Source organism: Pseudomonas sp. UMAB-40 (genome assembly GCF_900095275.1).
Taxonomy (GTDB): domain Bacteria; phylum Pseudomonadota; class Gammaproteobacteria; order Pseudomonadales; family Pseudomonadaceae; genus Aquipseudomonas; species Aquipseudomonas mandelii_B.
Window position 1 is genome coordinate 216740 of sequence record NZ_LT607555.1, and the last position, 14185, is coordinate 230924.

Consider the following 14185-nt stretch of genomic DNA (forward strand, 5'->3'; position numbering starts at 1 on the left):
ACGCGGAACGTGGGAACGATCACTGTCAAAGTTTCCGTTCACGCAGCGCCTTACCACCGCTGCACGCTCCCTGCAGCAGAACGGCCTCACCTGGCTTCCTCGGTTAAGGTGAATTTAGGCGCCCTCCTCGGGCGCCTTTTTTTATGCGGGGACCAGCGGCCATTCGGCCAGCGCCCGATACCGTCCTTTGCGGGATTCAAACAGGACAAAGCGATCAGCCCGCATAAAGAATTCAGGCGACGTCGCGGACTCAGGCACCGGCATTCGATAATCACGCATCAACGTCAGGTGCGGCCGAAACGCCTTCGACGCCTCCTCAAACCCGAACGGTAACATTGCCTGTTCCAGCGCATACACCAGACGCAACAACTCCGGCGGTGCCTGCTCAGGCGCCAGCACCAACACCCCTGACTTGCGCCAGACGTCCATTCGATCCAGCGCCAGCCTCAGCGGAGCACCTGGCACGTGAACCTTCGCGGCCGCCGCGCAGATCTCGCCAATCTGCGCGACGCCGACAGCCCCCAAAAACAACAACGTCAGGTGAAAGTTCTCCGCCGGCACCGGACGCCCACTGCGCAGCTCAAGGGCGCTGCGCCATTGGGCAATGGCCTTGCGTTGCTCCGGCGGGCAATTGAGTGCGAAAAACAGCCGCTTGAACGGTTCACGGGATTCGTCAGTCATGCCTGGCAGCTCCTGAGATGCACGTTATAGTTGAACCAACCGAATCAACGGGAGGGGGCCATGCGACAGATCATCAGCAAAGAGCCATGGTGGGCAATGCCGCCGAAACCGGGGCAGGATGAGTCCGAGCTGGAATGGGGCTGGCTGGTTCACTATAGCGAAGGTGAGCCGCGCTTCGAATTCGTCAGGGAGCGGCCGACGGACAGCGAGATCCGCAACCGCAAAAGTTGCAGGATCACCCCGTCGCCGGAGTGATCCTTTCGTCGGGATCAGGCCTTCACGATCACTTCAAAACCACCAAAGACCAGGCGCTGGCCATCGAAGGGCATCGGATTGACGTCCGGCTGCATCCGCGGATCGTGCATGAGTGTGTCCATGCCAGCGTTACGGGTGGCCTTGTCTGGCCAGATGATCCAGCTGAACACCACGGTTTCGTCTTCCTTGAGCTTCACCGCCATGGGAAACGAGGTCACCTTGCCGTCCGGCACGTCGTCGCCCCAGCATTCAGTGACGCTGAGCGCGCCGCACTCCTTGAAAATGACCGCGGCGGTCTCGGCGTGTTTCTTGAATTTTTCGCGGTTGGCGGTGGGCACGGCAGCGAGGAAGCCATCAACGTAGGACATGGTGTTTCTCCTTCGGTTATGGAACGGTTTGCTGGGTAGTCGTTTCCATCGGGCTCCAATCGACAGCGCCGCCGCCCGAACTGACCGACGGTACGTCGGCGCTCCCCGCCAGGTTGCCCTCGATCTGCGCCGCCATGTAAAACGTACCCGCCATCACGCCGGTGGTCGGGTTCTGCACCAGTTTCATCCAGGCCTTGTCGAACGTATTGCCCAGGCTGCTACGAATCAGCGCCTCGCTGTCCGGCCGGTCGGCGGCCTGAATCATCGCGCGGATCCCCGCCACCCCCACCGTTATCAAGCCCCCGGCGAGTTTGCCGGCCGCCGCCGCTACGGCACTGGCAGCGCCCCGAGGGGCCATTTCGGCTTCCATCCGTTGGCTGGCGCGCTTGGCCACCGGCGCCATCGCCGTGTCGGTCGACCCGACGCCCTTGTCGCCGCCTGCCTTGTGGATCTTGTCGATCAACGCCGCGTAGGCCGGCAACGTATTCAGCGGCTGGGTGTGCACGACCTGATACAGCGACGCATCGCGCGCAGGCGGCGGCCCCAGTGCAATCGCGGGGATTTTCTGGATGCGGCCATTGAGCTGGGCCATCGGTACGCCGTGGCGTTGGGAGATTCGCTGCAGCTCTTCCTGAAGAATGTCCACGTAGAAGGCGGTTGCCAGGCCGAGGATTGCGTCGGGATCGATCTCTACCGCGACCGGCGCCAGCACGCGCTCCTGGTATTGCTCCAGCAGGTAGGCCGCCAGGCGCTTGGCCGAAGCATCCTGCTCGCCCTTGGCGCTGAGGGTGTACCAGCTGACTTTCATGGACAGCCATTCCTGGGTCCAGTAACTGCTGAACCAGGGAATGAAGTTCTCTTCGGTCAGTTGGTAGACCCGCGTTCGCCAGTAATCCATGGCGCCGCGGGCGTAGATTTTGGTCTGTTCGGTGGCGGACTGCGACGCGGCGACAATCTCCTGATTCACCTGGCGCCAAGTGCTCTCGGACACCACCACGATCGGCGCCACCACCGGGGCACGCACAGGCGTGGCGCATCCCGCCAACACCACCATCACGGCGACGATCAGCGAACGCAGGTTCAAGATCGCGGTTCCTACAGTGTTCCCCGAACGGTATGTCCGGTGTTCAAAGGCCTGTTTATTTGAGTATAGGTGGCGGTAATTGTTCGCTTGGGATTGGTAGCGACTTTAAGGGCCTCATCGCGGACAAGCCCGCTCCCACAGGGATTAGCGTCGTTTCAACATCTGTGTTTCACCAAAGAACATTGTGGGAGCGGGCTTGCCCGCGATGAGGCCCTCCAGAACACCAAAAAATCCGCCATCAACGACATCGATACTCACCATCGCGACGATTGCCTTCCGCAAAAAAACCGCCAGGCGCAGGATCGACCCATCCCAAGGGAAAAGCCCACACCGGAGGGGAAAATCATGTTGATCCATCTGCTGACCTGCCTGGCCCTGACGGCCATTACGCTGACTGTCTTTTCCTACATCGTCCTCGCCGAGGAGCGCAGATCATGATCCACGCCATCAGCCTTTCCGTAAGCTTCCCGGTGTTCGGCAACAACTTCTATTCGCAGCCATTCGTCTCTCGCAAAGAGCTGTCACTGGTGTTCGACAAAAACTTCGAGGCATTGCTGATACCGGCTGCCGCAAACCACTTCAACAATGAAGTGGTCGGGCTCAACGATCAGTTCCGGTTCCTCAATGACGTGTTGGTTGAACACCTGCTGGAGATCGAATTGGCCCAGAGCGCGCCCCGGTCTTCGCGTCAGTTCACGTTTTAGGATGAGGCGGGCCGACGAACGGCCCTCACCTTCCCGCTATTGCCACCGCCACAGAAAAACCGGTCCGCGCCATCGGATTCAAGCCCCGATACGCCGACACCGGCTGGCAGCGTGACACTTTGCAGCACCTCCCCGGTGTTCGGATCTACTCGCCGCAATTCACTTTCCTCTTCTTCCCAGGTGCCGTGCCACAGCGCCCCTTCAACCCAAGTCACCCCGGTGACGAAACGGTTAGACTCGATCGTGCGAAGAATCTTGCCGGTATCAGGGTCGATTTGATGGATCTTGCGTTCGCGATACTGGCCCACCCAAAGCGTGCCTTCAGCCCAGGCCAGCCCTGAGTCACCACCGCCGCCGGGCGCCGCAATGGTGCCAAGTACACGGCCATTCGAAGGATCGATCTTCTGAATGCGATCCTCGGCGATCTGGAACAGGTGGCGGCCGTCAAAGGCTGTTCCCGCATGCGCGGCGACATCGATGGAACGAGGTGTCTTACCGCTTGCCGGGTCGAGTGCATTGAGTTTTTCTCCGGAGGCGAACCAGACGTGCTCACCGTCATAAGAAACGCCATGCACGGTGTCGACGCCCGGAAAGGGTCCGTATTCGCGGATGATCTCGGCAGATGATTGCTTCATGGTTGCATCCTCTTCATTGGGTGGTGGGATGGATCCTAGTCACCCGGCACCCAAGCTGTGAGTAACAAAGTCGTCGCGAATCCCGGCAGCGGCGGCGTCATCCAGCGCCGGGCGCGCCCGCGACCAAACGACTGCACTTTGCCGGCGGTTGCCAGCGAATCGAGTGCCCGTTGCACCGTGCGCTGACTGGCCTTCAGCGCCAGGGCGAGCGCCGAACTCGACCACGACTCGCCGTCGGCCAGGAACGCGAGCAGCGCCGCCTGCGGCTCTTCGACGGGCCACGCCAGCACCACAACGTCGTCAGCACTCTGTGGTTTCAGCGCAAACCCACGCTTCGTCGCACTGACACCGGCCAGAGGCTTCAGCGCTGTGCGAAGCCGACCGATTTCGACGCGCAGTCTGGCGCGATGGGACTCATCGGTGAACTTCAGTCGAAAGGCCTGGGTGATCAGTGTTTCCCGCGCCACATCCTCGGGCCAGGCTTCGGCCAACGCCCGCACAAGGGTGAACAACACCGGGCGTTTGGCCAGGGACACTGACATCCCTGCGCCGCGCACGCCGTATCGGCACGCGTCGACTACCAGTGACGGTGAACTCAGCAATGCCTCCACCTCATCCAGCCGCAGGGGGCGTTCTTCACCCCGGGCAATCAATCGCGCGGCGGGCGTGTCGAGGACTTGAGCGGCGTGTTCAACCTCGGCGGTGAGCGCGGGAATACCGGCGTCTGAGGCCGCGCGCTCGGCCCTTTCGAGCGCAGACCGTGCCCTTCTTGTTTCGAGTCGCCGCACGGCGATCCCGGCCACCACTAATTCATGAACGACGCGCAATGCCGGCGGCAGCGGTGCGGGGTCGAGCTCGGCGAGCAGCGCTTCGACCTCATCGAGGGACCCGATCAACAACAAACGTCGAACCTGCAAATACCGCGCATGGGCCGCATTCGCGCCATCGCCATGCGCCTGCAAGGTCACTCGCGCCGCTTCGAGCGCCTTCACCGGCCAGCCGAGATCCCGTGAAGCCAGGGCGATTTCGGCCTCGGCGACCACGCACCGCGCCCGGGCCACAGGCGCTTTCGGACCAAAGGCGCGCGCGGCGCTGCGCACCAATGCCTTGGCCCGGACCAGATCGCCCAACTGCGCCATGGCGATGCCGCGAAGCGCCAGCGAAGGGGCATCGTCGCGCAAGGCAACCCGGTTCAGCGCACCGAGGGGATCGCCCGCCGCAAGTGCGTGCGCTGCGGCGGTGATCAGTGAGTCCATTTGGATTGCGCCACAGGTGTCACTCCCACGGTTCGGTGCCCGTAGATGAGTCTATCTCACGCCCACGAAACCTGTGGGAGCGAGCTTGCTCGCGAATTGGCCGGCACATCCAACATCGATGGCGACTGATCCACCGCCATCGCGAGCAAGCTCGCTCCCACAGGGATTGTGTTTAACCGGCCTGAGGGTCACCGCGGGCGTTTTGCCTCTTGCACCCACTCGCGCGGGCTGCTGCCGGTTTTGCGCCGGAACGCCCGGGCCAGCGCCGAAGGGCTTTCGTAGCCGACTTCATCGGCGATCAGCGCGATGGACTTGCCTTCACGCAAGCGTTTCTGCGCCAGGCTGATCCGCCAGCTCACCAGATAGTCGACCGGCGTCTGCCCCACCACCGAGCGAAAGTAGTCGGCGAAACTGGCCCGAGACATGTTGGCCGCCGCCGACAGTTCGGCTACGGTCCAGGCCTTGCCGGGCGCATCGTGCATCAGGCTCAAGGGTCTTGCCAGACGCGGGTCGGCGAGACCGGCCATCATCCCGGGCGTCTGGTCACGGCTGGTGAGGATGTGCCGCAACAACTGAATCACCAGCAGTTCGAACAGCCGATCCATCATCGCTTCGCGTCCACAAATGCCGCCGAACGCCTCGCTGAACAGCCAGTCCAGCGTGCCGGCCAGGGTCGGGATGCTGTCGAGTTTGAGCACCAGGTACTCAGGCAGCGCGGCCGCCAGGGCATTGCCCGCCCCACCGTCAAATTCCAGAGACGCGCACACCAACTGAGTGCCTGACGCTTCGCTGGCGAACAACCGGTGACGATAAGGACGCGGAAAAAAAATCAACGTCGGCTCATTGAGTTGCAGGACGCGCTCATCCGCCAACTTGAGCGTCAGTTCGCCGGCCTGAAGCAAATGCAGGTGCCCGGTGGCCTGCTCGCCATCAAACGCCGTGACGCCGCAAAATTCGCCACTGTGGAAGGTTCCGGCACTGACACCGAAATGCGTGAGCAAAGTGGACAAGCGATCCATGGAACGACTCCCCGGGACAAATCTGGACGATCTGTCGCATATCCTCGACGATTTGCACCCTCAAGGCCAGCATTCATCCCTAGCATGGACCCCGTACCCAGCGCATACCGCGCCTGAATCGACGGAGTCTCACCATGAGCCGCATCGCCCCCCTGAACCTTGAACACGCCACCGACACCACTCGCCCGCTGCTGGAAGGCGTGCAGAAAAAAATCGGCTTCTTGCCCAACGTCTTCAAGACGCTGGCCCATGCCCCCGCCGTGCTGTCGGCCTATCTGCAACAGTCGGTGGCCTTGGGCAAAACATCCCTGAGCGCCCCTGAAAAAGAAGCCATCTTCCTCGCCACCTCGCAGGTCAATGGTTGCGACTATTGCCTGGCGGCCCACACCCTGTTTGCCGGCAAGGCCGGGCTGTCCGCACAAGACATCGTCAGTGCTCGACACGGTCAACTCAATGCGTTTGCCACGCTGGCCCAGCAAATCACCGAAAGTCGCGGCCACCTGAGCAACGAACAGATTGCAGCGGCGCGTTCAGCCGGCATCACCGACGCCAAGATCATCGAGGTGGTCGCCCACATTGCCTCGCAGACCCTGACCAACTACCTCAACAACCTGGCCCTGACTGACATCGACTTCCCTGCCATCGATGCTTGAGGCGGATGTCTGACCCGAGGAGTACACCCCATGAACACTGTGACGCTTTACACCACCGACACCTGCCCTTATTGCCGCAATGCCAAGGCGCTGCTGGCCAGCAAAGGCATCGCCACCCGGGAAATCAATGTTCAATCGGACCCCGGAAAATTCCAGGAAATGCTCACCCGCAGCGGTCGTCGCAGCGTGCCGCAGATATTCATCGGTGACACCCATGTCGGAGGCTTCGACGACCTGGCCAAACTGGACCGTCAAGGTGCCCTGTTGTCGATGCTGGCCTGAAGCTGTAGTCCAAACCCCCTTCCCTTTACCCGGCAAGACTTCTATCAGCCCACAGAAGTCTTGCCTCGTCGTTTTGCCACTATTCATTTAATTTCTGCCAGGTTGTACGATGACCGACGAGTCATTCATAACAACAAGGAACTACCCATGAAAAAAGTGAAAGTGCTGATTGGTTTTCTGTGCCTCTTCAGTGGCTACGTGGCGGCAGCAGCTCCTGCTCCGGGCGAGAAGGATGTGGCGCTGGCGGTGGACCATCTGACGCAAGCCATGCTGAACAAGAACATCCCCGAACTGAAAGCGCTCACCGCTGAAAACCTGACCTACGGCCACTCCAGCGGCAAGGTCCAGGACAAGAAAGACTTCATCGCTGATATCGAAACGGGCAAGAGCGCTTTCAAAACCCTGGAAATGCAGAACCAGACCATCACCGTCTCGGGTGATGTAGCGCTGGTTCGCCATCATTTTTCGGCACAGGCGATCAAGGGCACCGAGGTGGTCCCGACGGAAATCGAAAACTTCCAGATCTGGCAAAAGAAGTCCGGAAAATGGCTGTTGGTCGGCCGGCAAGCCTTCCGCATCTGAATAAAAAAATCCCGCTCAAGGTGACTTGAGCGGGATTTTTTATGCAGGCAGTCTTATCGAAACAGCACTGCCAATCTCTTAGGCCACAACCGGAATCATCGGATCCGCAGCCGCCAGCGCTGTTGCGCGGTCAGCGGCCGGCGGGTAGATCCACACCGTGTTGATCTGGGTCTTGAGCGACTTGCCTTCCTGTTTGACCAGTTTGACCTGGCGATCCCAGCCCTCGGTGTAAACCGCGCCCCACGCACCCAGATCCAGACAGGTGACGTACTTGGGCTGACTGTACGCCTTCGGGTCCACGCCCAGGATTTGCGCAGCGACGTTGTTGCCGGCATGGCGCCCCAGCGAGATCGCGTGTTGGCAGGTCATCAGAGCGTAGTTGCCGATGTCATCCGTGGCGGCGTAAGCCACATCGCCGGTGGCGAAAATATCGTCCTGGCCGATGACTTTCAGATGCGCATCAACGTGCAGGCGACCGAGGTGATCGCGTTCAGCCGGGATCTGCTCGGTCAGCGAGCTGGCCCGCACACCGGTGGTCCAGACCACGGTCTTGGCGTCGATGCGTTGGCCATCGGCCAGGGTCACACCGTTTTCATCGACGGCAACGACCGACGACTTCAAGCGCCATTTCACGCCCAGCTCAGTGCTGGCTTCGGCGATCGACTGGCTGATTTCGCTGCCCATGGACGCCCCGACTTTTTCACCGCGATCGACGATGATCACTTCAATGTCAGCGTCCTCGCCGAGGATGGCCCGCAGACGCGCCGGCATTTCAGTCGCCGTTTCAATCCCGGTAAAGCCGCCGCCGGCCACCACGACGGTGTTGCGCGCTTTGCTTTGCGGCAGGTTGACCAGGGATTTCAGATGGTTTTCCAGGCGTACCGCTTGTTCGATCTGGTCCACGTCAAAGGCGTGTTGGGCCACGCCCGGAGTGTTCGGCAGCGCAAGACCGCTGCCGGTGGCCAGAACGAGTTTGTCGTAGCTGCACACTTGTCTGGCACCCGACGCATCGGTGTAGCCGACGCTTTTTTGCTGCACGTCGATGGTTTCAGCGGCGCCCTTGATGAACTTCACACCGACAGCATCGAACAGGTCGCCGAGGGGTGCCGCCAGTTGATGAGCATTCGGTTCGTAGAAGCGCGGACGCACCCGCAGCTCGGCCTGAGGCGCCAGTACTGTGACTTCTACGTGGTTGTGATCATGGATGTCCAACAGGCGCGTGGCGCTCAATGCCGTCCACATGCCACCGAAACCTGCGCCGATGACCAGAATGTGCTGTTTCATTGTTTTAACTCCAAAGAAGACCAAAGACTGAACTCGTCGCCGAGTTGACAACGGCGACTATAGTGATCCGAGTTATAAGGCGCAATGACCTTCTATCGATGGTTATCATCACAAATACAGATACCTCGACAATCCAGGCACAAGCTTCTATCTATAAGCAGAACAGCATAGATAGTCGATCAACGCCATGCCGATGCTTCGTTGCACCCCCGACCATCGGCTGATAATATTGGCGACTCATTCAGTCGGAGATAACCATGTCTCTCTACAGCGCGGGCGTTGAGTACGGCATTCACTGCCTGCTTTTTCTGGTGGGCGATTACGGCGACAGCCGGGAGGCAAGCGTGCGCGACCTCGCTGAGCTGCAAGGTGTGCCACTGGACTACCTGGCGAAAATCTTCACCAAGCTGGCCAAGGCCAAACTGGTGGTCGCGACCGAGGGCGTGCGCGGCGGGTTCAAACTCGCGCGGCCGGCGGACGAAATCAGCGTGCTGGACATCGTCAACGCCATTGATGGCCAGAAGCTCATCTTCGATTGCCGGGATATCCGTGGGCGTTGCGCGCTGTTTGAGGGTTCCCCGCCGACGTGGGCCGTGGAAGGTCATTGCTCGGTTCACGCCGTCATGATGACCGCGCAGCAACGCATGGAAGACGCCCTTGCCCAGCAGACCATTCTCGACCTCGCCCGCAGGGTCGGGCGAAAAGCCCCGGCCGAGTTCGGCACCCAGGTGGACAACTGGATCAATGATCGTCGGGAAAGGAAAACCGTGACCGGCACTCAGCCCGATGGCGAACAGATCATCCCGGTGACCGATATTTCCGACTGACGATTCGCTTGGGGCGCTCTATGATTAAAGCCCATGACGACCTCTGCTCCGATTCGCTCACCCTGCCCGCCCGGCGCCTGCATCTGCGGGCGAGACTCATTGCTGGAAACACCGGGCGCGGACGTGCGCATCCTGTTTCTGACCCGACAGGAAGAAAAGCGTCTGCTCGATCGTCTGGAAAATTTGCAAAGCCTGGCTGACCTCGAACGCTTGCAAAACCGCATGTACGCACAACTGGGCATCCGCGTGGACATCATCCCCAGCTTCAACGAAGTACGTACCATGCGCGGCATCGGCATCACCCTCGGCGAGTTGCCGGGTTTGTGCCGCAAGACCCGCCAGTCGATCCCGGCCGCGATTCGCCGCAGCCTGGAGAAACGCCCGGAGATCGCCTTCGAGATCCTCAACGCCAATGACCTGTTGCGCGACGCCTGAGGTCCGAACCGATGAATCCCCTTCTCGAATTCCCCGTTACCGACGAAATACTGACGTCCTACGCACTGGCGATCGGTAGCGATTTGTCGGGTTATCGCAATCACATTTACCGGGTGCTGAACTTCTATCGCGCGATCAGCGGCATTGAAGGCCTGCCCTCCGAAGCCGTGCAGATCGCCGGGGCGTTTCACGACCTGGGCATCTGGACCGATCAAACCATTGATTACCTGGAACCCTCGGTGCGCCTGGCCAGCGACTACCTCGCCAAGCGGCAACGCTCGCACTTGAACGGCGAAGTGACGGCGCTGATCCTGGAACACCACAAAGTGCGGTCCTACGCTGCCGATCATGCGCTCAGCGTCGAGCCCTTCCGGCGCGCCGATATCATTGATGTTTCGCTCGGCCTGATGACGTTCGGCCTGCCACGGGCCTACATCAAAACGGTGAAGGCGGCGCTGCCCAATCATGGCTTTCACGGGATGCTGCTCCGGCAAACCGCACGGCAGTTTCTGCGTTCGCCACTCAAGCCGCTGCCAATGTTTCGCTGGTGATGCAGGTGTTGCCTATCGCACCTTGCGCAACAGAAAGTGCGACAACGCCGGGATCAGCACCAACGCCCCGACCATGTTCCAGATGAACATGAACGTCAGCAGGATGCCCATGTCCGCCTGGAACTTGATCGGCGACCAGGCCCAGGTGATGACACCGGCGGCGAGGGTAATCCCGACCAACGCCACCACTTTCCCGGTGAACGCCACGGCGTTGCGGTAGGCCTCGGTCAGCGACAAACCGGCACGTTGCTGCGCCAGTTGTACGCTCAACAGGTACAACGCGTAATCCACGCCAATCCCCACGCCGAGGGCGATCACCGGCAACGTGGCGACTTTGACGCCCATGCCGAGCCAGACCATCAAGGCCTCGCAAAGTGTGGACGTCAGCATCAACGGCACCACCGCCACCACCACCGCGCGCCAACTGCGGAAGGTGATGAAGCACAGCACAATTACCGCGCCGTATACGTACAACAGCATCGTACGGTTGGCGTCGCGTACAACGATGTTGGTCGCCGCTTCAATCCCGGCGCTGCCGGCGGCGAGCATGAACTGACGCTCGCCGTTGCTGTGTTCACGAGCAAACGTTTCGGCCACTTGCACCACGCGGTCGAGGGTTTCGGCCTTGTGATCCGACAGATACGCCACGATCGGCATCATCGAGCAATCATTGTTGAACAGATCCGGGCTGCTGACCGACGCCTGCTGCGCGCCGTAGTTGAGCACGTCCTGATTGCGCGCGATGGTCAGCATTTTCGGGTTGCCTTCATAGGAACCCGCCGTGATCTGGCGCACTGCATTGACCAGCGACACCGTGGTTTGCACCCCTGGTTGCTGCTGCAACAGCCAGGCCAGACGATCGGCTTCCACCAGGGTTTCGTATTTCAAGCAGCCTTCGCTGGGGGTCTTGAGCATGATCGCGAACTGGTCGCTGGACAGCGAATAGTTGGCCGTGATGTAAGCGTTGTCACGGTTGTAGCGCGAATCGGAACGCAGTTCCGGGGCGCCGGGATCGAGGTCGCCGATCTTCAGATGATGGCTGACGACCATCCCGCCCACCGCCAACAAACCTGAGATAACGACGGCAACGGTGGCCCAGCGACGTTCGGTGAACTTATCGAGGAAACTCCAGAGCGCCCCCATGCCTTTGCCGCGCAGTTCCTTGTTCTCTGCCCGTAGGCTGCGCTCGGCCGCCTTGCGGCTCACGCCCCAATACGACAGCAACACCGGCAGCAACACCAGGTTGGTGAAGATCAGCACCGCGACTCCGATGCTGGCGGTGATCGCCAGGTCCTGAATCACCGGGATATCGATCAGCATCAACACGGCAAAGCCCACGGCATCGGCCAGCAATGCCGTCAGCCCCGCCAGGAACAGACGGCGGAAGGTATAACGTGCAGCGACCAATTGATGAGTGCCGCGACCAACGTCCTGCATGATCCCGTTCATCTTCTGCGCGCCGTGGGACACACCGATGGCGAACACCAGAAACGGCACCAGAATCGAGAACGGGTCCAGCGCAAAACCAAACAGTGCGACCAGGCCCAATTGCCAGACCACTGCAATCACGGAACAGAGGATCACCAGTGCCGTACTGCGCACACAACGGGTGAAGTAGAAAATGATGGCCGTGGCAATCAGCGCGGCGGCGCCGAAATACAGCATCACTTGCATCAAGCCATCGATCAGGTCGCCGACCAGTTTGGCGAAACCGATGACGCGGATTTTGATCGGGCCTTTGCCCTCCTCACCCACAACGCGAGCACCCCCTTCAAACTCGTATTTGTTGCGCAGCTTTTCTTCGAGGGTTTTCGAAAATTGGTGGTAGTCGATGCCCTGCCCGGTGACTGGATCTTTCTCCAGCAGCGGCACGAAGATCATGCTCGATTTGAAGTTGTTGCCGATCAAACTGCCGACGATGCCCGAACGGGCAATGTTCTGCCGCAACTGCTGAACGCTCTGGGCCGAACCATCATAGGAGTCGGGCATCACCGGGCCGCCCTGGAAGCCTTGCTCAGTGACTTCAGTCCAGCGCACCGCCGGCGTCCACAGCGATTTCATCCACGCACGATCGACACCCGGGGTCACGAACAATTCGTCGTTGATCTCCTTCAAGGCGTCCAGATAGTGCGGGTCGAAAATGTCGCCGTTACTGCTTTCCACCACCACCCGTACTGCGTTACCCAGACCGCGCAAGGCTTGGCGGTTTTCCAGGTAGTTTTTGATGAAAGGCTGGCTCTGCGGGATCATTTTTTCGAAGCTGGCATTGAGCGTCAGCCGGGTCATGGCGAAAAAGCTCAGTGCAACCGTCACCATCAGGCAGGCCAGCACCACCCACAGGCGGTTGTTGAAAATCAGCCGCTCCAGAGCGTTACCGGAGCGGGCGTCGAAGCCCTTGAGCTCGCGGATAACCGGCATTGTTTCAAGTTCGTAGTGACCCATCATGGTGTTCTCTTTGTAATGCCGAGCTTATTCAAGGGGTAACTGCCGCAGGCCACGGGTGCCTGCGAGCACCAGCGTGCCGCCGGTGGCCACTTGCGCGGCGGCCACCGGGGCCAGCGAGGTGTTCGGTTTGCTCTGGAAGCTTGCGCCGTCATCGACACTGACCAGCACGTGGCCGGCCTGGCTGACCAGCACAATCCGGCCATCGGCATTGACGCTGCTGGCGGTAATGCTCAGAGGCAGACCGAGGTCGATTTTGCTCCAGCTCGCCCCACTGTCAGTGCTGCGAAAGACATTGCCACGCAGACCGAAGACCAGCGTGGCTCCCGGTTTGCCGGTGATGCCGAAAAAGCTGCCGTTGTACGGCGTAGGGGTCGCGTTGAAGCGGCCACTCGCGCGGTCCAGCTTCATCACCAGGCCTTGTTCGCCAACCACGAACAAATCGGCACCCACCGGGCGCAGGGCGTAGAGATTCAGGGCACTGGGGTTGTCGGTGTGTTCGAGCAACGGTGTCCAGCGGCGACCGCCATCGTCGGTGCGGAAAATCAGGTTGAAGGCGCCAACGATGTAGCCGACCTGTTCGCTTTCGAACCAGACATCAAGGAAAGGTTTGTCGGCGCCCTCCTCGACCATGCGTTGAGCCTCGCTGACCCGAGCTTGCAGGTCTGCGTTGTCGGGTTGGCTGGCCAGTTGATGCTGGTAGTAATCAAGCAGAATCGGCCCGACCTGAGCCCCGTCCAGTTGCCGGCTCCAGGTCTGACCGGCGTCGACGCTGTGCAGGACCACGCCATCGTGCCCAACCGCCCAGCCCTGGCTCGGGCTCGGAAAGTGCACGGCCACCAGGTCTGAACTGACCGGCACCTGCGCCTGTTGCCAGTGTTGGCCGGCGTCATCGGAATAGAGAATGTGCCCACGCTGGCCTACAGCAACCAGTCGCTCGCCGACCAGGGTCAACCCGGTCAACGTCGACTGCGCGGCCAGATCGCTATGCAGTGCAGGCGTATCGAGCACACCGGCAAACTCGCCAGCGATCACCGGTCGGGTAAATGGCACGGCCAGGGCAGCGGACAGCGCAGCAAGCAAAAACCACTTGATCATCGTCATTATTATTATCTCAGGTGCACACC

Annotated in this window: 18 protein-coding genes; 8 read left to right on the forward strand and 10 right to left on the reverse strand. The window is 60.6% G+C overall.

The annotated features are described in order from the left end of the window. Window positions 1-141 precede the first annotated feature (141 nt). A complete protein-coding gene (thpR, locus tag K0F88_RS09275; RefSeq protein WP_094471837.1) occupies window positions 142-681 on the reverse strand; it encodes an RNA 2',3'-cyclic phosphodiesterase in 540 nt (179 codons plus the stop codon). Between the two features lie 60 nt (window positions 682-741). Between thpR and K0F88_RS09280 the strand changes: the two genes are divergently transcribed. Continuing rightward, window positions 742-936 carry a hypothetical protein gene (locus K0F88_RS09280; protein ID WP_010455448.1) on the forward strand — a complete coding sequence of 65 codons (195 nt, stop codon included), beginning with the start codon at window positions 742-744 and terminating at the stop codon, window positions 934-936. A gap of 14 nt (window positions 937-950) precedes the next feature. Here K0F88_RS09280 and K0F88_RS09285 read toward each other — a convergent pair whose 3' ends face one another. From K0F88_RS09285 to K0F88_RS09295, 3 genes are all read right to left on the reverse strand, one after another. Next, on the reverse strand, window positions 951-1304 hold the full coding sequence (locus tag K0F88_RS09285) for a DUF1428 domain-containing protein (RefSeq protein ID WP_094471836.1): 354 nt from the start codon (window positions 1302-1304) through the stop codon (window positions 951-953). 16 nt (window positions 1305-1320) lie between these two features. Then, a complete protein-coding gene (locus K0F88_RS09290) occupies window positions 1321-2388 on the reverse strand; it encodes a hypothetical protein (RefSeq protein WP_094471835.1) in 1068 nt (355 codons plus the stop codon). A gap of 144 nt (window positions 2389-2532) precedes the next feature. After that, on the reverse strand, window positions 2533-2745 hold the full coding sequence (locus K0F88_RS09295) for a hypothetical protein (protein WP_219094885.1): 213 nt from the start codon (window positions 2743-2745) through the stop codon (window positions 2533-2535). A gap of 77 nt (window positions 2746-2822) precedes the next feature. Between K0F88_RS09295 and K0F88_RS09300 the strand changes: the two genes are divergently transcribed. Then, entirely contained in the window at window positions 2823-3092 is a 270-nt protein-coding gene (locus K0F88_RS09300) for a hypothetical protein (RefSeq protein ID WP_094471833.1), read from the forward strand. Here the strand turns inward: K0F88_RS09300 and K0F88_RS09305 are convergent. The 3 genes from K0F88_RS09305 to K0F88_RS09315 form a co-directional block, all read right to left on the reverse strand. Then, window positions 3089-3727, reverse strand: coding sequence for a glutaminyl-peptide cyclotransferase (locus K0F88_RS09305; protein WP_219094886.1), 639 nt, complete (start codon window positions 3725-3727; stop codon window positions 3089-3091). The genes K0F88_RS09300 and K0F88_RS09305 overlap by 4 nt on opposite strands. Window positions 3728-3762: 35 nt before the next feature. Beyond that, window positions 3763-4983, reverse strand: a complete 1221-nt coding sequence (locus K0F88_RS09310; RefSeq protein WP_094471831.1) for a helix-turn-helix domain-containing protein — start codon at window positions 4981-4983, stop codon at window positions 3763-3765. A gap of 188 nt (window positions 4984-5171) precedes the next feature. Beyond that, window positions 5172-6002 carry an AraC family transcriptional regulator gene (locus tag K0F88_RS09315; protein ID WP_094471830.1) on the reverse strand — a complete coding sequence of 277 codons (831 nt, stop codon included), beginning with the start codon at window positions 6000-6002 and terminating at the stop codon, window positions 5172-5174. Between the two features lie 134 nt (window positions 6003-6136). Between K0F88_RS09315 and K0F88_RS09320 the strand changes: the two genes are divergently transcribed. From K0F88_RS09320 to K0F88_RS09330, 3 genes are all read left to right on the forward strand, one after another. Continuing rightward, window positions 6137-6655, forward strand: coding sequence for a carboxymuconolactone decarboxylase family protein (locus K0F88_RS09320; RefSeq protein ID WP_094471829.1), 519 nt, complete (start codon window positions 6137-6139; stop codon window positions 6653-6655). Window positions 6656-6685: 30 nt separating this feature from the next. Then, a complete protein-coding gene (grxC, locus tag K0F88_RS09325; RefSeq protein ID WP_094471828.1) occupies window positions 6686-6937 on the forward strand; it encodes a glutaredoxin 3 in 252 nt (83 codons plus the stop codon). A gap of 147 nt (window positions 6938-7084) precedes the next feature. Then, window positions 7085-7519: a nuclear transport factor 2 family protein gene (locus K0F88_RS09330; protein ID WP_094471827.1), complete on the forward strand. Its 435-nt coding sequence runs from the start codon at window positions 7085-7087 to the stop codon at window positions 7517-7519. 78 nt (window positions 7520-7597) lie between these two features. Here the strand turns inward: K0F88_RS09330 and K0F88_RS09335 are convergent, their stop codons facing one another. Beyond that, a complete protein-coding gene (locus K0F88_RS09335; RefSeq protein WP_094471826.1) occupies window positions 7598-8803 on the reverse strand; it encodes an NAD(P)/FAD-dependent oxidoreductase in 1206 nt (401 codons plus the stop codon). A 257-nt stretch (window positions 8804-9060) separates the two neighbouring features. Here K0F88_RS09335 and K0F88_RS09340 point away from each other — a divergent pair, with 257 nt between their 5' ends. From K0F88_RS09340 to K0F88_RS09350, 3 genes are read left to right on the forward strand one after another with little or no spacing between them, the layout of a single operon-like run. Then, entirely contained in the window at window positions 9061-9630 is a 570-nt protein-coding gene (locus K0F88_RS09340) for an Rrf2 family transcriptional regulator (RefSeq protein WP_094471825.1), read from the forward strand. 33 nt (window positions 9631-9663) lie between these two features. Further along, entirely contained in the window at window positions 9664-10065 is a 402-nt protein-coding gene (locus tag K0F88_RS09345; protein WP_094471824.1) for a hypothetical protein, read from the forward strand. An 11-nt stretch (window positions 10066-10076) separates the two neighbouring features. Continuing rightward, window positions 10077-10616 carry an HD domain-containing protein gene (locus K0F88_RS09350; RefSeq protein WP_094471823.1) on the forward strand — a complete coding sequence of 180 codons (540 nt, stop codon included), beginning with the start codon at window positions 10077-10079 and terminating at the stop codon, window positions 10614-10616. Between the two features lie 12 nt (window positions 10617-10628). Here the strand turns inward: K0F88_RS09350 and K0F88_RS09355 are convergent, their stop codons facing one another. Together K0F88_RS09355 and K0F88_RS09360 are read right to left on the reverse strand one after the other, a co-directional pair. Then, window positions 10629-13058 (reverse strand): RND family transporter, encoded by a 2430-nt coding sequence (locus K0F88_RS09355; RefSeq protein WP_219094925.1) that lies wholly within the window; start codon window positions 13056-13058, stop codon window positions 10629-10631. Between the two features lie 27 nt (window positions 13059-13085). Next, window positions 13086-14162, reverse strand: a complete 1077-nt coding sequence (locus tag K0F88_RS09360) for a YCF48-related protein (protein ID WP_219094887.1) — start codon at window positions 14160-14162, stop codon at window positions 13086-13088. Between the last annotated feature and the right edge of the window lie 23 nt (window positions 14163-14185).